The following is a 22,919-nucleotide window of genomic DNA, read 5'->3' as shown; positions in this document are numbered from 1 at the left end:
CATTATACGCAACTTATAGACAGAAGTTAAAAGCCTATTTTTATAAAACATGGCTTCATTTTTTGTCACTAGACAAACTATTTATCGATATGAGAAGTAAATAAGTGCTGAATTAGGTGATATAAGTTTGGGGACTTAAGTTGAGCGGGTTAGACAAATAATTAATAAAGTAAGGTTGGCGTAATTTTATCTTGAATGCCAAAAAATAATGAGATGCATATGAGATTTTTAACCGGATTTAGTAACTTAGGAACAAATTTTTATTTGAACAAGTTCGAATCGCGTTGCAAGATTACGCTGTTTCATATAGTGCCGCAATCGCTATGCTAATTATTGAGTAAGGTTAATCGACATGTCAGCGCAATTTCACCGAGATTCTCATTAATTGGTTTTAAATACTGGAAACTCGTAACGAAATTAGCGATGATAGGGCTTGTTGATTTTCAAATCATTCAAATATTAATAACAGTCATTTTAGTTTACAGGAATAAATATATGTCAAACGTATCTCGGGAAACATTTGATAAGGTCATGGTTCCCAATTATTCACCACTTAAAATTATTCCGGTGAAAGGTGAGGGGGCTCGTCTGTGGGATAAAGAGGGTAACGAATATGTTGATTTTGCTGGAGGAATCGCAGTTAATGCGTTAGGTCATTGTAATCCTGAGTTGGTTAATGCACTTAAATCACAATCTGAGAAACTATGGCATTTAAGCAATGTATTTACCAATGAGCCGGCCTTGGAGTTGGCTGAAAAGCTGGTCAATGCCACATTTGCTGATAAAGTCTTTTTTGCCAATTCTGGCGGTGAAGCCAACGAAGCTGCATTTAAATTGGCGCGTAAGTATGCTTTTGATAACTATGGTGAAGAGAAACATGAAATAATTGCATTTAAGCAAGCATTTCATGGACGTACATTATTTACTGTTAGCGTGGGTGGACAGCCAAAATATTCTCAAGGATTTGGTCCGCTACCGCAAGGCATCACCCATTTGGAATTTAATAATATTGAAATGCTGGAAAAAAGCATTAGCGATAAAACTTGTGCTGTTGTTCTTGAACCTGTGCAAGGTGAGGGTGGGGTTATTCCGGCTACTCAGGAATTCATGCAGAAAGTCAGAGAGTTATGTGACAAATACAATGCAATCATGATTTTGGATGAGATACAAACTGGCATGGGGCGGACTGGTCAGCTTTATGCGTATATGGATTATGGTGTCGAACCTGATTTGTTGACCAGTGCCAAAGCACTTGGCGGTGGATTCCCAATTGCGGCAATGTTAGCAAAAGAAAAATTTGCGACAGCTTTAAATGTGGGGAGTCACGGTAGCACATATGGTGGTAATGCGTTGGCATGTGCTGTGGGGAGCAAAGCATTTGACTTAATTAGCAACCAAGCTTTACTCGATGGAGTCAATGAAAGACGAGCGCTTTTTGAAGCCAAATTACAAATGATTAATGAAAAATATGATGTCTTTGAACAGGTTAGAGGTAAAGGCTTATTAATTGGTGCCGCGCTTAATCAAAAATATCTCGGACAAGCTCGTGACTTTATGGTTGCAGCATTGGAACAGAATTTAATGATTTTGATGGCTGGTCCTGATGTTATTCGATTCGCACCCTCATTAGTGGTTACAGAGGCCGAAATTGAGAAAGGTATGGTGGCATTCGAAAAAGCAGTTGCCAAAGTTGTAAACGGATAACAATACCTTGTGATTCAAGAATGCCTATAAATATTTACCCAGTTGAAAAACAGGTTTATATGACAAAAAAAGAGTGATTATATCGCTCTTTTTTTATGTTTTTTTATACCTGATTTATATTCTTAAAATGACTTTAATTTTAGGTGGTGTTAATTGGATGAGATTTAGGGATTTATCATGAACTGACTGTTAAATTCAAAGTCTGGTTGACTCAGTAGTAAACCAGACATTTGAACTGTTCAGAGGAAAATGATCTGAAAAGGATCATTTGCAAGCATTGAATTAAATTAAATTAAATGCTTTTCGATTTTTATATGACTTGTTTCAGTCTGTTTTCCATTGATTCTAGTGACTGAGCGAGATCGGCGATAATGTCTTCAACATTTTCCAGTCCAACTGATAGCCTAACCAGTGTTTCACTAATTCCTGCCGCAGCTCTTTCTTCAGGCTCATATGGTGAATGAGTCATTGAAGCTGGGTGCTGGATCAGTGTTTCTGCATCACCCAGACTGACCGCAATTGAGCACATTTTCAGGTTGTTCATAAAGTGAACTGCATCATCGAAACTGCCTTCAATTTCAAAAGCCATGATACCGCCGCCCGAACGCATTTGCTGGCCTAGCAGCGAATAACCCTGATGCGATTTTAAGCCTGGGTAGTTGACTTGCTTAATACGTGGATGTGCTTCGAGATACTCTGCAACTCTTTGGGCATTGCTGCAATGTCGCTCAACTCTGACGGATAATGTTTTTAAACCGCGAATGACAAGCCAGGCATCTTGAGGGCTCATGACGGCTCCCATATCTTTTAGCGTCGTTAGCTTGATATTTTCTATCTGTTCTTTACTGCCACAAGTAATTCCTGCAATAACATCGCCATGACCATTTAAGTATTTTGTTGCACTATGTATTATTAAATCAATGCCGAATTTAGCTGGATTTTGCAGAGCTGGCGACATAAATGTATTGTCTACTATCGAGATTAAGCGGTGATCTTTGGCTATTTTCGCGATCATGGCAATATCAATGACAACCAGATTAGGATTTACTGGTGTCTCAAAATAAATAACTTTAGTGTTTTCCTTTATCGCTGCACGAATTTCGTTCTCGTTGGTCATATCGACAAAACTGACCTCAATACCAAAATCCGCAAACTTATGATTTAACAGGGCAAATGTACAGCCATAGAGTGCTGCTGATGCAACGACATGGTCGCCATGACTGACGTTAGCCAGCAAAGTAGCTGATACAGCGCCCATTCCAGAGCCAAATGCGGCTGCATCTTCAGTAAACTCTAATGCCGCCATGCGCAGTTCAAGTTCACGCACTGTTGGATTACCAAGTCTACCATAAATAAAGCCTTCTTCTTCTCCCATAAATCGGGCAGAGCCTTGCTGAACATTTTCAAAGGTAAATGTCGAAGTTTGAAAAATAGGGGTGCTTAATGCACCAAACTGCTTGTCTTTAATTTTGCCAGCATGAATGGTGAGCGTTTCAATATGCTTTGAATCTGTCATAAAGGCTTCCTTTATTTCCCGTTCACTGAACCAAAATAATTGAATTAACAGTGAATAGCTAATTAAAATTGATAGAAAACAGATTTAAAGTATATTGAGATTTAATTAGGCCGCAATAAAATTTTGATGTATTTTTAAAAATAAAAATATAATAATGTTATTGTGTGTTTTTTAAGAATAAATAAAAAGAAAATGCTTTGAAGTTTGGGGTTAATTAGTCATCAACTAAGTACAAAATAGCGATTAAATTTAAATAATCGCATATTGCGGTGGCTATTATCTTATTTTCTTTGGTGTGAGGTCAAATCAGACGTGTTTAATTCTTTTATTAAGGGGCTTAAATATCGCCACACCGTTTGCATTAAAATTGGTTGTCCCTTTGCATTAGGGTGTAGGCCATCTGGCTGCATGAATTCGGGATTAAGTCCTACTTCTGTTAAGAAGCCAGGAATCAAAGTAACATCGTCGGCTAGGCTTAAATCACTGTAAATTTGGGCAAAACGCTGTGTATAGGTTTTTCCCATATTAGGGGGAAGCTGAATTTCAGTTAACAGCACGTGTGCTTGATGTTGGCGGGCTAATTCGATCATTTTTTGCAAGTTCACACGGGTTGTTGCTAAATTAAAGCCTCTTAAACCATCATTTCCACCCAGTTCAAGGATTACAATATCTGGTTGAACTTGCTTTAATACTGCCGGTAAGCGCACTAAACCACCATCGGTAGTTTCTCCACTGATGCTGGCATTGGTAATTACAGCTTGAGGATAAGACTGGTGCACAAAATCTTGTAACAAACTAACCCAACCTTGATCGCGCTGAATGTTGTATGCTGCACTTAAGCTGTCTCCAAAAACCAAAATTGATAGTGAAGCATGAGATTTTGGGCTTTGTTGGTTGGTGGTATTTTGTGCAAATAAATACTGACAAGTGAAAAGTGAGACAAAGATAAAAAAACATCGTATAAAAGTAATTGTTTTCATCAAAAATCGATTTACCATCAAATTAGTTGTGTGAATTAAGTCATTTTATTATTAACAATCTAGCATAATTCATTCAAGCTTGAATATCACAAATGAGTGTATAAATGTTAACCGCAAAAAAATTATCAAAGAAAGTTTTCACCGGCAATAGCGAACTAACCATACTGGATGATATCTCTTTTCAGCTTGAGAGTGGTCGAAGTCTGGCAATATTGGGCGAATCAGGATCAGGCAAAACAACATTGTTAGGTATTTTGGCTGGATTAGATTCTCCCTCTCAAGGTAGTGTAGAAATCAATCAAACATCGTTATTTGAGTTGAGCGAAGAAGAACGCGCTTATTTGCGTAAAGAAACTATTGGATTTATTTTTCAGAGTTTTCAGTTAATTTCTGGTTTGACTGCACTTGAAAATGTCATGATGCCTTTAGAGTTGCGTGGTGACAATAAAGCTCGAGAAAAAGCTCGAGAAATGTTAACTAAAGTTGGATTGGGCGCCCGACTGGAACATTATACCAACCAGCTTTCTGGTGGAGAGCAGCAAAGAGTTGCCATCGCCAGAGCATTTGTAACTCAGCCAAAACTGCTATTTGCTGATGAACCAACTGGTAATCTGGACACTGCGACAGGTGAAAAGATTATTCAGCTAATGTTTGCCTTGAATGAAGAGTTAAATACCACTTTAGTATTGGTCACGCACGATACACATCTTGCTGGGTTATGTCAGGAATCATTAACATTAAATGGTGGAAAAATAATTAGCAGCAGAACAGCGCAGGTGCAAAATAATGAAAGTCGGTAATGGTTTGCTTTTTAATATTGCTCTTAGAATATTCAAGCGCGATTGGCATCGAGGAGATTTGTTGGTTTTGTTGTTTGCCATGTGTATTTCTATGGCATCAATCAGTGTGATTTATTTGATTATCGATCGAATTGAAAGTGCCACTGAACGAGAGGCTGCTGATATTTTAGGCGCTGATCTGGTTATTTCTTCTCCACAAGAAATTAATCCTCAGTGGTTAAGTCTGGCGCAAGAATTAAACCTTGAACAAGCGCTTAGTGTAGAGTTTTCCAGTGTTCTTTTTGCTAATGACAAATTGCAACTATCATCAATTAAAGCAGTTTCCGACAATTATCCATTGAAAGGTCGTGTTGAAATTGCTGATACGCCTTATGCACAAAACCGCCTGATGAATCGCGCTCCTGACAGTGGTAAAATCTGGGTCGAACCGCGAATATTTAATATGCTTGAAATACAATCTAATCAAGCCATAGAGTTGGGTTATGCAAACTTTCAATTTGCTGGCGTTTTGATGTTAAAACCGGGCCAGGGAAATACCTTGTTTAATGTTTCTCCAAGTGCAATTATTAATGTAAAAGATTTACCCACTACTCAAGTGATCCAACCTGGAAGCCGAATTTATTATCAATATTTATTCGCCGGAGAGCCATCTGATATACAATCATTTGCTGCCAAATTAAAACTCCAAATTACTACTTCGCAACGCCTTCGTACTGTTTATGATGAGTCACCAGTAGCCGGTTCTGCAATCACTCGCAGCAAGCAGTATATTGGTTTATCCAGCCTGTTAACGATGATCTTGTTGGGCGTTACGATTGCTATGTCGGCTAACCGTTATGCGCGTCGTCAATTTGATACTAGCGCGTTGATGCGAAGTTTTGGTATGACAAATACTGAAGTCCTCAAAATATTTGCATTGGTTTTAATTTTTGTGTGTGTTAGCGGTGTTTTAGTTGGCAGTTTACTTGGCATAATAATTCAGGAAGTGATCGTTTTCTTTTTTGCGGAACAGTTTGTTGATAATCTGCCTGCGGCTAATTACGCCGTGTTAGCTTTGCCACTGGTTGCATCGATAATTTTATTATTTGGTTTTTCATTTCCTTCATTAATTCAAATAAAAGCTGTTTCACCAATGCGGGTTTTACGCCGTCAATTAACCCCAATGGGATTAAATGGATTGTTAGTTTATAGCATTGCTGTTGCAACGATTACTTTTGTCATGTGGTTGCAGGCAGGGAATATCAAATTAATATTAACCGTCATTCTGGGGCTGGCCGGAGTGACAGTCATCTTTACTTTATTTGCGGTAACTATCTTAAAAATATTGAAAAAAATGGCAAAAAGTAATAGTGCGGCTGTCAATTTCAGTTTACGACAATTAGAAGCGAACAAAAATATTACACTGCTACATTTACTGGCATTTAGTATTACTCTTTTTGTGATTGCCTTGATAGTGTTAATTAAAAGTGAATTACTGACGAAATGGCAACAAAGCCTCGGTAATGATTTACCAAACCATTTTATGGTCAATATAAAGCCTGATGAAGTGCCACAATTACAAAACTTTTTTGAACAAAATCATTTAACTTTCTCTGGCCTCTATCCAATGATCAGAGGGCGTATTGTTGGCATCAATGGCGAAGATATTAAAACTGCTGTGTCAGAGGAAGGGCAGCAACACAATTCTTTGCGACGTGAATTGAACATTACCTGGTCAGAATCACTACCAAAAGGTAATGAAATTGTTGATGGGAACTGGCAGTGGCAGGATGCGACAACAGACAATCAAATTTCAATTGAAGAAAAAACAGCTAAAGCACTTGAATTAAAAATAGGCGATACACTCAATTTTATTATTGGTTCGCAGGCCTGGAATGCACAAATTACCAGTATACGCTCAATTGACTGGGAAACCTTTACCCCTAATTTTTATATTATTACCAAGCCGGGTAATCTCGAGCAATTTAGTGCGACTTATATTTCTAGTTTTCGCTTACCCAAATTACAAAAGCCTTTATTAGCGGAGCTGGTTAAAACTTATCCAAGCATCACAATTGTTGAGCTAGACCTGATATTAGAAGAAGTACAAAGTATCATTCATAAAGTTTCTGGTGCTGTGCAACTCATTATGATATTTGTGGTTACTGCCGGAATGGGGTTACTCTGGGCTGCGCTTGAGCATACTTTTGAAGCGAAATACCGACATTCAGCTATTTTAAGAACCTTAGGGGCCAGCAAATCATTTATTGTGCGAAGTTTCCGTTTTGAATATTTGTGGCTTGCGCTACTTTCTTCAGTGATGGCTATTGCTGCGGTAGAAACAATATCTTATTTTCTCTATCAACAAGTCTTTGAAATACCTTTTGAAATACACTGGGAATTGTGGGCTATTTTACCCGCTGCAACGATTATTCTGATGCTGCTGGCATCCTGGAGAGGCGTTAAAAGAGTCACTTCACCTTCACCTATGGTATTACTTCGTCAGGGAGATAACGCTTCCTAAGGACAATTATCATCGCGAAATAATCGAATTAAATTTGTTGCAAAAATAAACGATTGCACTATAAAGATAAAAAAAGCCAAATTAATGGTTGACTCGGGCTGGGTAATTCGCCATAAAATAAAAAAGGAACATCCCCGAAAATCAGGGAATTATCTTCTCTGGGGGTAGTTAAGTAAGCGTAATTGATATTTTTGCAGACTGATTGCGATTAATTCGCGACGGTTTTATCACTCTGTTGGCGATAAAGATTTTATACTTAACTGGTTTAACTCGGAGACTTTTTAGTCTAAATTTATTCAATTAATTAAATATAGTGTAAGCGTTAAAAAGTAAGTCATTAGAAAACTAAAGACCAATATTTACCGCTATTACTATTTTGGAACGTTGATATACTTCGAATGGGTAAGTCATTAGTTATTGTCGAATCACCGGCAAAAGCGAAAACAATCAATAAATACCTTGGCAATGATTTTATTGTAAAGTCAAGTGTTGGTCACGTGAGAGATTTACCGACCAAGGTTGCTACTTCGCCAGTTGATCCAAAAGAACGCGCTCGAAAAGCTGCGGAAACCCGTAAGCTATCTCCAGAAGCTAAACAAAAACATAAACAAAAGGTTGCTAAAGAAGCACTGTTTAAACGGATGGGAATTAATCCGGAAAAAAACTGGCAAGCAACTTATGAGGTTCTTCCGGGTAAAGAAAAAATTATCAAAGAGCTGAAAAGCTATGCAAAAGATGCTGATAAAATTTTTCTCGCAACGGATTTGGATCGTGAGGGGGAAGCCATTGCCTGGCATTTGAGAGAAGAAATTGGTGGTGCCAGCGACAAATATCAGCGTGTTGTATTTAACGAAATTACCAAAAAAGCAATTCAGGAAGCCTTTTCTCATCCTTCTGAATTAGATATGAACTACGTTAACGCTCAGCAAACAAGACGATTTTTAGATCGCGTTGTGGGCTTTATGGTATCACCGTTACTTTGGAAAAAAGTTTCACGTGGGCTTTCGGCCGGACGAGTACAGTCCGTAGCTGTTAAGCTTATCGTTGAACGCGAACGGGAAATTCGAGCATTCATCCCCGATGAATACTGGACTTTATGGGCCAATACGCTAACGGAAAATACTGAGCCGCTGAAGCTAGAGGTTAGACGTTATCAAAATGAAAAGTATCGTCCAGAAAATAAACAACAGAGCGATCAATTACAGGCGATTTTAAAAGCGCAGTCTTTTGTTATTGATAGCTGTGAGTCTAAACCCTCTAAAAGTAAGCCGGGAGCTCCGTTTATTACCTCTACTTTGCAACAGGCGGCAAGTACCAGATTAGGTTTTAATGTTAAGAAAACCATGATGTTGGCTCAGCGTCTTTATGAAGCGGGTTATATTACTTATATGCGAACCGATTCAACAACTCTGAGCGGTGATGCATTAAATATGTGTCGTGACTACATTCAGGAAAATTATGGCGATAAATATTTACCCGATTCGCCACGCAACTACTCGAATAAAGAAGGGGCACAAGAGGCGCATGAAGCAATTCGTCCTACGAATGCTCGTACTGTAGAAAAACATCTAAAAAATGTAGATGATGATGCGGTCAAACTATACAACCTGATTTGGCGACAATTTATTGCCTGCCAAATGACCGATGCGGTTTATGATGTCACTAGTTTGATTGTGATGGCAGGTGATTTTAAACTAGCCGCTAAAGGGCGTGTTGTGCGCTTCGATGGTTGGACTAAAGTGCAGCCACCTAAATCGAAAAACGATGATGATATTGTGTTACCTGCTGTTGAAAAAGGACAAGTTTTAAAACTATCATCATTAGAACCAAAACAGCATTTTACCAAACCTGCACCGCGTTATAGTGAGGCCGCATTAGTTAAAGAACTTGAAAAGCGCGGAATTGGTCGGCCTTCAACTTACGCATCAATTATTTCTACTATTCAGGATCGCGGCTATGTAGTCGTCAAAAGTCGACGTTTTTATGCAACTAAAATTGGTGAAATTGTTTCTGACCGATTATCTGAAAGCTTTAATAATTTGATGGATTATTCTTTCACCGCCAACATGGAAGAAACTCTGGATATTATTGCAAATGGCGACAAACAGTGGAAACAAACGCTTAGCGAGTTTTATGCTGATTTAACGGAACGGTTAGGTAAAGCTGAATTGCCCGCTGAAGAAGGCGGTATGGATAATGTTAAATCTGTTGAAATGGATATGATTTGTCCAAGTTGTCAGACCAATAACATGATGATTCGAAATTCTTCAATGGGGACCTTCTTAGGTTGTAGCGGATTTTCATTACCTCCCAAAGAGCGCTGTAAACATACGATGAATTTGATTCCTGGTGATGAAATTGAAGCTGTTGATAAAGATGAAGAGGCTGAAAGTCGTAACCTGTTGCTCAAGAAACGCTGTCCAGTTTGCGAATCAGCAATGGATAGTTATTTGATTGATGAACATCAAAAATTACATGTTTGTGGTAATAACCCAACGTGCAAAGGCTACTTTATTGAAGAAGGTAGTTTTAAAATTAAAGGCTATGACGGACCGATAATCGATTGCGATAAGTGTGGTAGTGAGATGCAGTTGAAAGTAGGCCGTTTTGGTAAATATTTTGGGTGTACTAATGAAGAATGTAAAAATACTCGCAAATTATTACGCAACGGTGAAGCGGCTCCACCAAAGGCCGACCCTATTGCGATGCCTGATTTAAAGTGTCAGAAAGTTGATGATCACTATGTCCTACGTGATGGTGCTTCAGGTTTATTCCTAGCTGCCAGTCAGTTTCCTAAAAATAGAGAAACTCGGGCTCCAACCGTCGAAGAGCTGTTGACGGTTAAAGATGAACTCGATCCAAAATTCAGTTATTTAACTTCGGCTCCAACAGAAGATCCTGATGGAAATAAAGCAATTTTACGCTTTAGTCGAAAAAATAAAGAACAGTATGTGATGACTGAAAAAGATGCTAAAGCCACCGGTTGGACTGCGCATTATATTGATAACCGATGGCAGGAAGCTGTGAAAAAGGCGGTTAAAAAAACCACCAAGAAAAAAACGGCAACTAAGAAATAATTATTCTTTGAGATAGAATTAACCGACTTGGCGCGACATTTTAAATGGCTCGCGTTATAATGTCGGTTAATTTTATTTAGCTAAACCCTCACCTCATGATGTTGAATGTCACTTATCCGCTTATTAGAAATTTATTATTTTGCCTAGACGCTGAGAAGACCCACGACTTAACACTTTCTTGGTTAAATAAAATTCAACACTCTGCTTTTAAAGGATTAATTACGCAAAAACTGGTTGAAGATCCGGTTACATTATTTGGCATTCGATTTCCCAATAAATTAGGGTTAGCGGCGGGACTCGATAAAAATGGTGCTTGCATTGATGCTTTTGCTGCAATGGGGTTTGGGCATATTGAGGTAGGTACAGTAACTCCAAGACCACAACCGGGTAATCCAAAACCAAGATTGTTCCGTTTACCTCAAGCCAATGGAATAATTAATCGATTTGGATTTAATAACTTAGGTGTTGATCAATTGATAGCTAATGTTAAGCAATCTCAATATACGGGTGTGCTTGGTATTAATATAGGCAAAAACTTTGATACACCAGTCGAAAAAGCAGTTGATGACTATTTAATTTGTTTGGAAAAAGTTTATCCTTATGCGTCCTATATTACCGTCAATATATCTTCACCCAACACGGCTAATTTAAGACAGTTACAATTTGGTGAAGCATTAAGCCAATTGTTGAGTGCAATTAGAACTAAGCAAGATTCCCTGGCACAGCAATTTGGCCGCCGAATTCCTGTATTAATAAAAATTGCGCCTGATTTGTCAAAGGTTGAAATTGAGTCTTTGGCAAAAACATTTGTTGATCATCAGGTTGATGGCATTATCGCTACGAATACAACTTTTTCACGCGCGGGTGTTGAGCACTTAAAGTATGCCGATGAGCAAGGCGGCTTGAGTGGGCGCCCTGTGTTTGAACAAAGCACGCAAGTTCTTGCACAATTAGTCAAGTTTATTGATGGCGCATTTCCTGTTATTGGTGTTGGAGGTATTGATAGCGTTGCAACAGCACAGCAAAAAATACAAGCAGGTGCTTCATTAGTGCAAATTTATTCGGGTTTCATATACCAGGGACCTGGTTTAATACCACAAATAGCAAAGGGGCTGGCTAAATAATTCTAGGCCAAATAAATTCAGTTTAAATAGCTTGATGTTAAATAACTTGATGTTAAATAACTTGATGTTAAATAACTTTGGATTAAATGACTTACTATTAAATGAATTGGATTTAAATGACCTCGGGCAAATTAAAACCAATGGTTTGGATATCTTTGGATAAATCATTCGCTAAAATTTTTAACATTGTCTTGAGCACTCAATAAAACATTTCTTTTGAATGCCAATGTGCAGAGCTAATCTTGTACTTTCTGCCGATTTAATCGCTCGATCTGTTGAAATACGTTGCTTAAACTTACTCCAAGCTCTTCTAGCCTTTGTTTGACCAGATTTCTATTCTCCTGCCGACAAGCCTGCGTTAAATGATGTGCTTGCTCTGGTAATTGATGAATAAATAAATTTGCTGAGACCCCTTTTAAATTGTGCGCTTCTTTTGCAATATAAGATAAGTCTTGCTTTGCATAGAATTGATTACATCGCTTAATAAAATCACTTTGTTGAGACTTGAATTTATCCAATAGGTCAAAAAATTCCTGGGTGCCTCCCATCATTTCACTACCGCTTTCGACATCAATATTAATATCAGTATCGGTTTCGGTAACTGTTTGCTTTTTGGCATTAGATAAAGTTGTGTTGTCCATGTTATCTAAAGCTTTAGAAGTACTTTTTGTAAGTGAAACAGGTGAAATACTCTGCTTATTATGCTCAAAATTATAATTGTCATTACGATTAATTTCATAATTTAATGCTTGAAACAACTCGGCAATTTTTATAGGTTTTGAAATATGTTCATTCATACCCACAGCAAGACATTTTTCTCGGTCAGTTCCAAGTGCATTGGCCGTCATGGCAATAATCGGCAACTCCAATTTTGAATATTGTTGACGAATTGTTCGGGTTGCTTCATAGCCATCCATAATGGGCATTTGTATATCCATTAATATGCAGTCAAATTTTTCTTGGCAAACTAATTTAACGGCTTCTGCACCATTATTAGCAAGTGTAACCTTACCGATAATTTGTGATAAAATTTCTTTGGCAACTTCTTGATTAATTTCATTATCCTCGACAACTAAAACATGGGCACTTGCTAGCTTTTCCAAAATTTTGGCGGACTCATCTTTATCTGCGTAATAAACCAGACGACTGGATTTTTTAATTGAGTTTTTTATCCCTTTGAGTATCATCAAACCATCGAGAATTGAAGACGGGGTAAGCGGTTTTTTGATGACAAGATCGGGTTTTAAGTTTTTCAACTGCTGAGTTTCTTGTTCACAAATTGTCACGGAGAGAATTACCAGCTGAAATTGATGCTGTTCTTTCAATTGAATTATTGGTAATTGGTATTTTTCTGCCAGCGAAAAATCAATCATTAATACGGGTTTAAAGTTAGGGTTTTGATTTAATTGCGCGACAAATTCATCAAGTGTTGAACAACTAATAAAATGGCATTCAAAGTTATGCAAGATTGATTGAATAATTGAGCCATTTTGTACACTGGTAACAAAGCTGTAAAAACAAAAGTTATTTAATGGCTGATATTTTTCAGCTCGCTGTAAAATATTAGTAGAAGAGTGATATCCCAATTCAACCGTAAATTGAAATATGCTGCCTTGATTAGGACTACTACTGACTGAAATATTACCACCCATTGACTCAACTAACTTTTTGCATATTGCTAAACCAAGCCCTGTCCCACCAAATTTTCGAGTGGTTGAACTATCAGCTTGATCGAAAGGGTTAAATAATTTTTCACAGACTTCTTTAGTCATACCAATACCAGAGTCTGATACTTTAAAGTAAAGCTTTAATTTATCATTCTTGATGCTATCTAATTCAACAGATAATTTAACAAAACCCGAAGCGGTAAATTTCATTGCATTGTTGGTTAGATTGATAAGTACTTGAGTTAAACGAAAAGGATCGCCAATTAATTTTTCAGGAATTTGCGGGTCTATATCGTATAATAGTTCAAGATCTTTTTGTTGTATTTTTATTCCTGTTAAGTGAGTGAGATTATCCAATATTTTGGATAAATCAAACTCAATATTTTCAATAGTCAATTTACCCGCTTCAACTTTTGAAAAATCTAAAATGTCGTTGATGATCTTGAGAAGTGAGTTGGCAGCTGCATCAATTTTTTGAATATAATTTTCTTGCTTGTTTGACAGTTCTGTTTTTTGGGTTAAATGAAGCATACCAATTATGGCATTCATTGGTGTCCGAATTTCATGACTCATATTGGCTAGAAATGATGACTTTGCTTCATTGGCTAGTTGTGCTTGATCTCGTGCTATTCTAAGTGCTTTTTGTGCATTGTTCAGTGCGATGTTTTTTTGCATTAATTCATAGTTAGATTTCTTTCTTGCGGTATTTAAATAAATGATTACCCCGAGAGAAGCACTTATGATTAACAATAACGAACCGACAAAAATTAACCAGCCTTGCTGTGTTTTAATAGTTTCACTTTGTGCTAGCAGGTTGCGCTTTTGTTTTTGTAATAGTGAGTTTTGTTGTTCGCTCGAAATAATATAAGTTTTGTTTGGCGCAGCTGTATTATTTTGTTGCAAATCATTCATTCGAGCATGATATTGACTGACTAAAATCTGCTGTTGCTGTAGCAAATCATTCTGATTAATGAATGCTTGATTAGCGTGTTGCATGAGCTCTTGTTGATTAAGTGTTTTACCACCAAGTTTTAAAAGGGCTGGTGTTAATTTATAGTGACTATTTTCCAAACTTATGGGGTTGATTTCAAATGACTTGATACCGCCGTTTATAAATTGTAAGTTAATTGTTGAGAATATCTTGTGCTGAGTATTTTCTGAAATAACAATGGTATTGCTATCGGCGAGTTTTGAGGTGATGAGCGGTAAAATATGATCATGTTGATTGTGGATAAATAAAATATCATAAGGTTGATGCTTGCGCGATGCGTTTTGTGCGTTTTCTTTAGAGATTAAAACTGGTGATGTTTGTGGGATTTGTTTTTTTAGCAAATCAACCAGCACATCAGATTGTCCAATCACTCCTAAGCGAATGTCTTTTTTTGATTGATGATTAGCCCATTTAATCTCTTTGAGCAACGCTGTAATGACTTTCGCTCGTTCCATGTTAGGTGTGGCTTGTTGTTCCGCATTTACTGGTAAAAGCCAGATTGTCCCTAACATTAGCAAGAGTATTAACTGAAAAATATGTGAAAGAGAGTTTAAACCAAAAGTATGTTGATTTTGTCTATTATTTATCAACAAGCAGGCTTTAGCCTTAAAGTGTCGGAAGTTAAAGAAATAATTAGGTTTGCGGAATTGAGGCTTTTTACGCACCATCTATCAGATTTTCCATAAATCGAAATTGTTTTAAATTTAATCGGTTTGTTAGTGCTATGGCAGGTTTGTGTACTATTTTATAATTACTACGTAATATCATTAACATATTTATAACCAATATTAGCCGATTTTAACTGCTTTTCCAGCCTAACATGTTTTTTACAGTCTGATATAAAATCACCATTATATTATTGATTATTATGTTTGAATAATAAAAATCAAAGTAATTAAACTGTTATTATTCGTGTTTAAACTGTTAGAGCAGCGTATAATCTGGCCTTTATAAACTGTTATCTTTTGTTTTTCTATAGGGCCCTTCTTCATGCCTCAATTTATTGCGACCTGTGCCAAAGATTTGGAGTATTTACTGGTTGATGAACTAAAGTCTTTACAAATTGATAATCCTAAAGAAGGTTTGTCGCAGGTTAAATTTGAAAGTGACTGGGCCGGTGCTTATCGAGTGCTCATGTGGAGCCGGGTAGCCAGTCGATTATTTTATCCAATAGCAACTTTCGAGGCGAAAGACGATGATATGCTTTATCAACAGGCTTCATTGATTGACTGGCTACAGCATATTCCATCGGGTGGTTGTTTTCTGGTTAATTCTCAGAGTTTTCGCTCAAAGTTGTCACATACACAATATATATCACAGCGTATTAAAGATGCTATCGTTGATTATTTTGCTGACAACGATGAAAAGCGTCCCGATGTTGAGTTCCACGAACCCGATGTTGTGATTCATTGTCGCGTCAAGCGAGATAAAGTTACACTATCGATCGATTTAGCTGGTCAGGCACTGCACCGAAGAGGTTATCGAATTACTGGGGGGAGTGCACCAATTAAAGAGAATCTGGCTGCTGCATTGCTGATCCGTGCAGGCTGGTCTGCTGAGCCGCAAGGAGTTATTTATGATCCTATGTGTGGTTCTGGCACATTTTTGCTAGAAGCTGCATTAATGGCCTATGATATTGCGCCAGGATTGCATCGCGAACATAATGGATTGGCAAGATGGCAGCAGTTTAATGCGCCACTATGGCAACAAATAGTTGATGAAGCAAAGGCGCGAGCAGAGCAGGGGCTGAATAAGTCAGGTGTAACCATTATCGGAAGTGACATTAACCCTCGCGCCGTTCGAAATGCACAAATGAATTGTGCTTTATTATCTTTAGAAGAAAAAATAAAGGTTTTTATTGGTGGCATCGATCAGGTAGAACAACTGGCTCTACCTATTGAGCCAGAAGAAAAGGGATTAATTATCGTTAATCCGCCATATAGTGAACGATTGGGCGAATTTGAAGAAGTCAAAGCTTTATATACTCAACTGGGTCAATTGTTGAAAAGTCAGTTTGTGGGATGGCGAGCTTCAGTATTGTCACCTGATAAAGCATTTGGTCACGCACTGGGTGTCAGGGCGAAGAAAATTTATAAATTTAATAATGGTAGTATCCCTTGTGAATTATTGAATTTGTCGATTGAAGAAAAACAATTTGTTCAACGTGTGTCATATAATCAGGTCGAAACAGATTTTAAAGAAAAGCTGACTGACCAAGCATTACAGTTATGCCATCGACTGGAAAAAAATCGCCAGAAGCTAAAAAAATATTTAAACAGTGAAAACATTTCTTGCTATCGAATTTATGATGCCGACTTACCAGATTATAACGCTGCCATTGATGTTTATGGCGATAAATTGCATATACAGGAATATCGACCACCAAAAAACATTGATGAAAAATTAGCGCTGAGAAGACTAAAAGATATTGAACGAGTTGCTGCTGGTGTTTTTCAAATTCCACGGAATCAGGTTTATTTAAAACAGCGCCAAAAGCAAAAAGGCGACTGGCAATACCAGACCCAGCACACGAACAACGATGCACATGCAAATGATTTCTTAGTTGAAGAAGCTGGGCGTCAATTCATTGTTAACCTGAGTGATTTTCTTGATACGGGACTTTTCCTTGATCACCGCAAAACTCGTCAGTTAATTGCTGAGCAGGCTAAAGGACACAAATTACTCAATCTGTTTTGCTATACCGCCAGTATTTCTGTCTATGCTGCCACCGCCGGGGCAACATCAACGACTAATGTCGACTTATCAAACACTTATCTTGACTGGGCAAAACGAAACTTTAATAAAAATCATATCAATTTACAAAAGCACCAATTTATCAGAGAAGACTGTGTTCAATGGCTCGCCGAAGCGGTTAAGTTGGATGAAAAATTTGATGTTATTTTTCTAGACCCACCGACTTTTTCAAATTCAAAGCGGATGATCGAGCATTTTGACGTTCAACGATCGCATCCGGTCTTGATAGAACAATGCTTGCAGTTACTCAATAAAGATGGAATTTTATACTTTTCTAATAATTTTCAAAAGTTTGAAATGATGGTGGAGTCTTCTGAGCGTATTCAAGTTAAAGAGATCACTTCACAAACCGTAACGCCTGATTTTGCTCGGCGTAGCTTACATCGCTGTTGGCAAATAACTTATAAATCAGACGCTGTTTAATCAAATATTAATTAGTCAAATTGTTTATAGAAAAGAATGCGCTATCAATCAAATGATCAAGTTAGTGGTGACTATTAAATTGGCTGAGCGATTGACTGGTGAGTATTCTACTTTTAGCAAATATGCATGTTTTGTAGAGGGATATCTGTGTTAACAATTCAATTAATGACAACTGCTGGTTGTCACTTATGTGAACAAGCCCATGCTATGTTTCAATATCTGGTTGCCAATGATGAAAATATCAAGCAAAACTTTGACTTGCAACTTATTGATATCATTGATAAAGATGAACTAGTTGATGAATACGGAATTCGCATACCTGTTTTCATAAGAGCGTATAATGGTAAAAGGTCAGAATTAGGCTGGCCGTTTGAACTACACCAGTTAAGTGAATGGTTGAGCGGGGATTTGTCTGTTTGATTGTTGGCGTGTTTAGTTTGTTATAAATGTCTTATTTTGAATTTCGTAGGGCAGTCAAATCATTAAAGTAGGTTATTAAATAAAAAACGAATTTAGAGTTACAGGAAAGGTATTAAGAATAAAGCCATAGTTATTCAAAACTATGGCGATTAAAATGATGACTATTGTTCGTCTGTTTTCTTAGTACAAAACTTCTGAATCTGTTCCTGCATTTGTTTAATTTGAGCCGCTTTCTCTTCGTCGGTCATTAAGCGAGTGCCGCCTTGGCCGTCATCTTGTGCGATTCTGGATGCGTTTTGCAGAACATCTAGGTTTTCTGTTGCAATGCGGCAGTTTTCTTTACGCCAAGCCGTGTATCGATCATCTTTTTTGTCAGTTGACTCTTCTATCTTTTCTTCAACTTTATTGACTGGAACGCTAGAAGATGCTTTATTTGATGGCCGACGGACTTTTTCATATTCTATTCCTGGCTCAGGTCTTCTTTCGGTGTAGTGAACCATACCTTCAGAATCTTTCCATTTATAAATGTACTGATCGTCCGAGTCGGAAAGTGCAAATCCCGAAGTTAAAACCAAGAAAATGGACAATAAAATACTTATTTTCATACAAGATACCTGATAAAAAACCAATATGGCTAATATAGACTTAAATAGGGTTAAAAGTTAAGAATTTTATTAAAAAATCTTTAATTTTGAGATGCTTATTACTCTTTTTCTATTTGTAAATGGTTCTTTTCGGCAAAGTGGATTACATCATTAAGTAAATTAGCATGCTCTTGCTTAAGTTTTGAATCAACAATAACGCACTTGATACCTTCGATAACTGCGGGGCGTAATAGTGGAGAATAATACATACGTCGATTTCGAAAAGTACACAAATTACCACATAAACGTTCTGCCCAGTCACTAGGACGAAATTTGCTACCTTCGATAGTGACCCCTTTTAGGATCAATCGAGTGAAATCAACTTGATTCATTGGTAATGACTTCTCATACATTTTTGTTGGTCGCGCGGCATGATGCCAGATTACCTGTTAAAGTCAATAGACCCGAATCAGGTTGCTATCGAATTAATTTAATTTGAAACCCGATTTGAATTTGACTTGAACGGTATTCATTCATTACTAAGTTTAGCAAATATAAAAAGCTTCGCTATTATTTCCTAATTCTTGCGTATATTAATATGCGACATGAAGAACCATAAAATGTCGCTATCGTCTTTTATAGGTATTTCTAAATTTATCGGTGTCCTTGGAATAAAGCAGTTATTTTTCCTTGTAGCGTGTAACAAGTTAATTAGCTTTTAGTCTATTAACTGAAATGGAAATTATGTTGGGTCATAAAATATAAATCGAGGTATTGAATGAAATTTAATTCTGATGAAAAAGAGTTTTCTGTTACATCAGAAAATTTATTTTGGAAACGACGAGAGTTTATTCGTTCTTTAGTGGGGGGGGCTGCGTCTTTTGGCTTAGGTTATGCGTTTTATGCTGGTGCCGACTCAAAAAATAATTTACAGGGAAAAGCGCTCCAAGACCAATTAAGTAGTGAGTATGTTATTACACATCATAATAATTTTTATGAGTTTTCGACGAGTAAACAAAAACCAGCTGAAATGGCAAAAGACTTTAAACCAGGAGATGATTGGAAAATCGAAATTGGTGGTGAAGTTGAAAATGGTGGCAGTTATTCATTGGGTGATATCAAAAGCTGGGTTAATCAGGAAGAACGAATTTATCGGTTACGTTGTGTTGAAGCTTGGTCGATGGTTGTTCCATGGTATGGTTTTCAACTCAGTCAATTAATAGAAAGAGTTAAACCCACGGCTAAAGCAAAATTTGTTGAGTTTAAAACCCTGCACGACAGCAAAGTTTTCCCAGGACAAAAGCGAGGAACATTTGGAATGCATACCTTGCCTTGGCCATATTCCGAGGGGATTACAATGGCTGAAGCGATGAATCCTTTAGCGTTTATAGCCACAGGTGTTTATGGAAAAAATTTGCCGGGCCAAAATGGTGCACCAGTTCGCTTGGTATTGCCTTGGAAATATGGCTTTAAAAGTATTAAGTCAATAGTTTCTATACGTTTTACAACTAGGCAGCCTGAATCAACCTGGAATAAACGCGCTCCAAATGAATATGGCTTTTACGCTAATGTAAATCCCAAGGTTGATCATCCACGTTGGAGTCAAGCTACGGAGCGGCGTATTTCTGATGAGTCATTTTTTGGTGTAAAAAAGATACCGACTAAAATGTTTAATGGCTATGGCGATTATGTCAGTGAACTTTACAAAGGTATCGATTTAACCCGCTATTTTTAGGGAATTTAGGTTAAATATCAAAACTTTTAAGATAATGTTGTTTTAGTCAATGATAAAAACAGTCAGAATTTTTGCTCATGTTGCCGCAATGTTGCCATTAACTTGGTTAATTTTCGGAATTTTCACGAATCAACTAGGGGCCGATCCGCAAGAAAAACTATTACATGAGTTAGGTTACTGGGGGATGGTGTTTTTACTCTTGTCTTTAAGTATGACGCCTGCAAGATATGTAATCCCGAATATTCCCTGGGTTAAATTTCGGCGAATGCTCGGATTATATGCCGCATTTCACTCATTACTGCATTTGTTAAGTTACTTTATTTTTATATTGGATTTTAACTTAAGTGAATTCATCAATGAAACGGTTGAGCGGCCTTACATCTGGTTTGGCATGTTGGCATTTATAGGGTTAATTCCATTGGTATTGACATCGACCAAGGCTGCACAAAGAAGGTTAAAGCAGCGTTGGAAAAAATTACACCAGCTTGTTTATTTCATTATTATTCTGGTATTGATACATTTTATATGGCAAAGCAAATCAGATCTAAATGAACCGCTTATTTATATTATCTGGGCGATACTGTTGTTTATCATGCGTCGAATATATGACAAATCCTTTCTAAATTTTTCATTTAATTTCTGGCGGCGGCGGGCAGAGTAACTATATCAAATTCCAACCTGGATAATTTTTATTTGAGATTATAAACAGGAGTATTATTCAGATTAAACTACGACCGTTAGAGATGGTGCATGCAACAACTCGGTAAATCCAGCATTTTGTGAGTTGGACTATTGGTGAGCTAGTCGATTGCTGAATTATAAATTTGGTGAGTAATTACAGGTAAGCTCTTCAATCTATTTCACATAGCAACTAACTTTTTGCTGTGCTCAGGTACGTGTTTAACTTTTATTCAAGTCGGCCTAATATAAGCTAGTACTTTGCCCATGCTAGGCTATGTTTTATGACCGACCCGCAGATAAACAATCTTTGCTGACATATCTATCTAGCAATTTTAAACTTAATCTCCATCAACCATTCTACCTAAGCCACCTAAAATTGAACCTTCACCCTGATCGCTTCCGCCATGACTAGGGGCATTTTCAAAGATTCTATCTGCAAATCTTGAAAATGGTAGGCTTTGTAACCAGACAGTACCATGACCACTTAAAGTTGCCAAAAATAAACCTTCACCACCAAAAATCATTGATTTTAAGTTGCCAGCTCGTTGAATATCGTAGTCAATACCATTAGTAAAGCCGACAATACAGCCCGTATCTACGCGTAGTGTTTCTCCGCGTAGTTCCTTTTTCACCAAGGTGCCACCTGCGTGAATAAATGCCATACCGTCACCTTCAATGGTTTGTAAAATAAAACCTTCACCACCGAAAAAGCCAGCGCCAAGCTTACGATTAAAAGTAATTGATATTTTGGTACCTAGTGCGGCGGCAACAAATGAGTCTTTTTGGCAAATAATTTTTTCGCCAAATTGAGCCATGTTTAAGGGAACGATCGTGCCGGGATAGGGTGCTGAAAAGGCAACCTTGCGCTTTTGGTTATCCGTATTAGTAAAGTGAGTCGTAAAAATAGATTCTCCCGTTAATTTTCGCTTGGCTGCAGAAAACAATTTCGACATCACGCCCTGATCAGGATCTGAGCCATCACCCATTTTGGTAGCAAAGTCGATTCCCTGTTCCATATAATTCATTGCGCCTGCTTCAGCAATTACGGTTTCGTGTGGATCTAATTCAACCTCAACCAGCTGAATATCGTGACCGATAATTTCGTAATCAACCTCATGACATCTCATATTTATTACCTTTTATTAATTAAACTAGCTGATAATGATTTGAGTTTAAACTCAAGCCTCGTTGTTATTTAATCAAATATGCGAGACTAATCCTAACGAAAAACCAATTATTCCATTCTAAATTCATTACCAAATTGCTTAATCTTATTTAGAGTCCTAGTAAGAGTATCAATTAAATTTAGTATCTGCTTTTAAATGTTGAATGATTTTTGCGCAAAATGTAATGCTATTATGCCGGATAGCTGGTATTTATTTTAGTTACCGATGAAAAAATATAGATAGCTCGAGTTAAATAGCGAATTATTTATCTGTCTTTCAGAATAAATGTCGCTAGATTTTTATTAATATCAACTTAGTAATCTTATCCAAAAAATACAAATGAGATAAAAAACAAACAACCTTTGACCAAAATTTAAACCTTTTAGTATGCTTAATAGCCAAGTTAAAAATAATTTAATAAAAGTTTCATAAAAAGGTTGCGAAGTTGTGAGGAGTGCCTATAATGCGCGTCCACTTCGAGGGGAAACGAAGAAACGAACTGGAAGTTTAAACGCAATGATATAATGCAAAAATAAATGACATTAAATGATTGACAGGTGGCGAAGGCACTGTATAATGCGCGCCACTTCGGGAGATTGAGAAAGACTAAAATCTTCTGGCAAGTCAACGAGTTATTGAAGAAAAAAAGATTTCAATAAAGTGTTGACAAGGGCGAAAGGCATTGTATAATGCGCGCCCCGCTTCAACGAAAAGCGAAAGCAAAGTTGAGGCAAAGGTTGGCGGTTTAAAAGTTAAAAAAACTTTTAAAAATAAACGTTGACAGGGTTGTGAAA

At 37.2% G+C, this 22,919-nt stretch carries 15 protein-coding genes; 9 read left to right on the top strand and 6 right to left on the bottom strand.

The genetic code is table 11. The features are described from left to right. Positions 1–495: 495 nt before the first annotated feature. Positions 496–1,704 (top strand): aspartate aminotransferase family protein, encoded by a 1,209-nt coding sequence (locus ABVT42_RS15305; protein ID WP_353896529.1) that lies wholly within the window; start codon positions 496–498, stop codon positions 1,702–1,704. A 310-nt stretch (positions 1,705–2,014) separates the two neighbouring features. On the opposite strand, the gene megL is transcribed toward ABVT42_RS15305, so the two are convergent. Then, on the bottom strand, positions 2,015–3,220 hold the full coding sequence (megL, locus tag ABVT42_RS15300) for a methionine gamma-lyase (protein WP_353896528.1): 1,206 nt from the start codon (positions 3,218–3,220) through the stop codon (positions 2,015–2,017). Between the two features lie 281 nt (positions 3,221–3,501). Then, positions 3,502–4,200 carry an arylesterase gene (locus ABVT42_RS15295; RefSeq protein WP_353896527.1) on the bottom strand — a complete coding sequence of 233 codons (699 nt, stop codon included), beginning with the start codon at positions 4,198–4,200 and terminating at the stop codon, positions 3,502–3,504. Positions 4,201–4,304: 104 nt separating this feature from the next. Between ABVT42_RS15295 and ABVT42_RS15290 the strand changes: the two genes are divergently transcribed. The 4 genes from ABVT42_RS15290 (at position 4,305) to ABVT42_RS15275 (ending at position 11,704) form a co-directional block, all read left to right on the top strand. Further along, positions 4,305–5,000 carry an ABC transporter ATP-binding protein gene (locus ABVT42_RS15290; protein ID WP_353896526.1) on the top strand — a complete coding sequence of 232 codons (696 nt, stop codon included), beginning with the start codon at positions 4,305–4,307 and terminating at the stop codon, positions 4,998–5,000. After that, positions 4,987–7,503 (top strand): ABC transporter permease, encoded by a 2,517-nt coding sequence (locus ABVT42_RS15285; protein WP_353896525.1) that lies wholly within the window; start codon positions 4,987–4,989, stop codon positions 7,501–7,503. The genes ABVT42_RS15290 and ABVT42_RS15285 overlap by 14 nt, the downstream gene beginning before the upstream one ends. Before the next feature lie 398 nt (positions 7,504–7,901). Further along, the gene (topA, locus tag ABVT42_RS15280) at positions 7,902–10,580 is read left to right on the top strand and encodes a type I DNA topoisomerase (protein ID WP_353896524.1); all 2,679 of its coding nucleotides are present in this window, start codon (positions 7,902–7,904) and stop codon (positions 10,578–10,580) included. A gap of 95 nt (positions 10,581–10,675) precedes the next feature. Beyond that, positions 10,676–11,704, top strand: coding sequence for a quinone-dependent dihydroorotate dehydrogenase (locus tag ABVT42_RS15275; protein WP_353896523.1), 1,029 nt, complete (start codon positions 10,676–10,678; stop codon positions 11,702–11,704). Positions 11,705–11,940: 236 nt separating this feature from the next. Here the strand turns inward: ABVT42_RS15275 and ABVT42_RS15270 are convergent, their stop codons facing one another. Beyond that, positions 11,941–14,955 (bottom strand): YfiR/HmsC family protein, encoded by a 3,015-nt coding sequence (locus tag ABVT42_RS15270; protein ID WP_353896522.1) that lies wholly within the window; start codon positions 14,953–14,955, stop codon positions 11,941–11,943. A 397-nt stretch (positions 14,956–15,352) separates the two neighbouring features. Between ABVT42_RS15270 and rlmKL the strand changes: the two genes are divergently transcribed. Both rlmKL and ABVT42_RS15260 read left to right on the top strand, forming a co-directional pair. Continuing rightward, entirely contained in the window at positions 15,353–17,539 is a 2,187-nt protein-coding gene (gene rlmKL, locus ABVT42_RS15265) for a bifunctional 23S rRNA (guanine(2069)-N(7))-methyltransferase RlmK/23S rRNA (guanine(2445)-N(2))-methyltransferase RlmL (protein WP_353896521.1), read from the top strand. Between the two features lie 147 nt (positions 17,540–17,686). Continuing rightward, positions 17,687–17,959, top strand: a complete 273-nt coding sequence (locus ABVT42_RS15260; RefSeq protein ID WP_353896520.1) for a glutaredoxin family protein — start codon at positions 17,687–17,689, stop codon at positions 17,957–17,959. A gap of 161 nt (positions 17,960–18,120) precedes the next feature. Here the strand turns inward: ABVT42_RS15260 and ABVT42_RS15255 are convergent, their stop codons facing one another. Continuing rightward, on the bottom strand, positions 18,121–18,546 hold the full coding sequence (locus ABVT42_RS15255; protein ID WP_353896519.1) for a DUF4124 domain-containing protein: 426 nt from the start codon (positions 18,544–18,546) through the stop codon (positions 18,121–18,123). Positions 18,547–18,662: 116 nt separating this feature from the next. Continuing rightward, positions 18,663–18,935 carry a DUF3579 domain-containing protein gene (locus tag ABVT42_RS15250; protein ID WP_353896518.1) on the bottom strand — a complete coding sequence of 91 codons (273 nt, stop codon included), beginning with the start codon at positions 18,933–18,935 and terminating at the stop codon, positions 18,663–18,665. 386 nt (positions 18,936–19,321) lie between these two features. On the opposite strand from ABVT42_RS15250, the gene msrP reads away from it, so the two are divergent. Continuing rightward, a complete protein-coding gene (gene msrP, locus ABVT42_RS15245) occupies positions 19,322–20,278 on the top strand; it encodes a protein-methionine-sulfoxide reductase catalytic subunit MsrP (RefSeq protein WP_353896517.1) in 957 nt (318 codons plus the stop codon). 49 nt (positions 20,279–20,327) lie between these two features. Beyond that, positions 20,328–20,939: a protein-methionine-sulfoxide reductase heme-binding subunit MsrQ gene (locus tag ABVT42_RS15240; protein WP_353896516.1), complete on the top strand. Its 612-nt coding sequence runs from the start codon at positions 20,328–20,330 to the stop codon at positions 20,937–20,939. 358 nt (positions 20,940–21,297) lie between these two features. Here ABVT42_RS15240 and ABVT42_RS15235 read toward each other — a convergent pair whose 3' ends face one another. Beyond that, positions 21,298–22,086, bottom strand: a complete 789-nt coding sequence (locus ABVT42_RS15235) for a TIGR00266 family protein (protein ID WP_353896515.1) — start codon at positions 22,084–22,086, stop codon at positions 21,298–21,300. Positions 22,087–22,919: the final 833 nt, after the last annotated feature.

This window comes from Aliikangiella maris, assembly GCF_040719265.1.
Lineage (GTDB): Bacteria > Pseudomonadota > Gammaproteobacteria > Enterobacterales > Kangiellaceae > Aliikangiella > Aliikangiella maris.
This window is presented reverse-complemented; position numbering and strand designations above follow the sequence as displayed.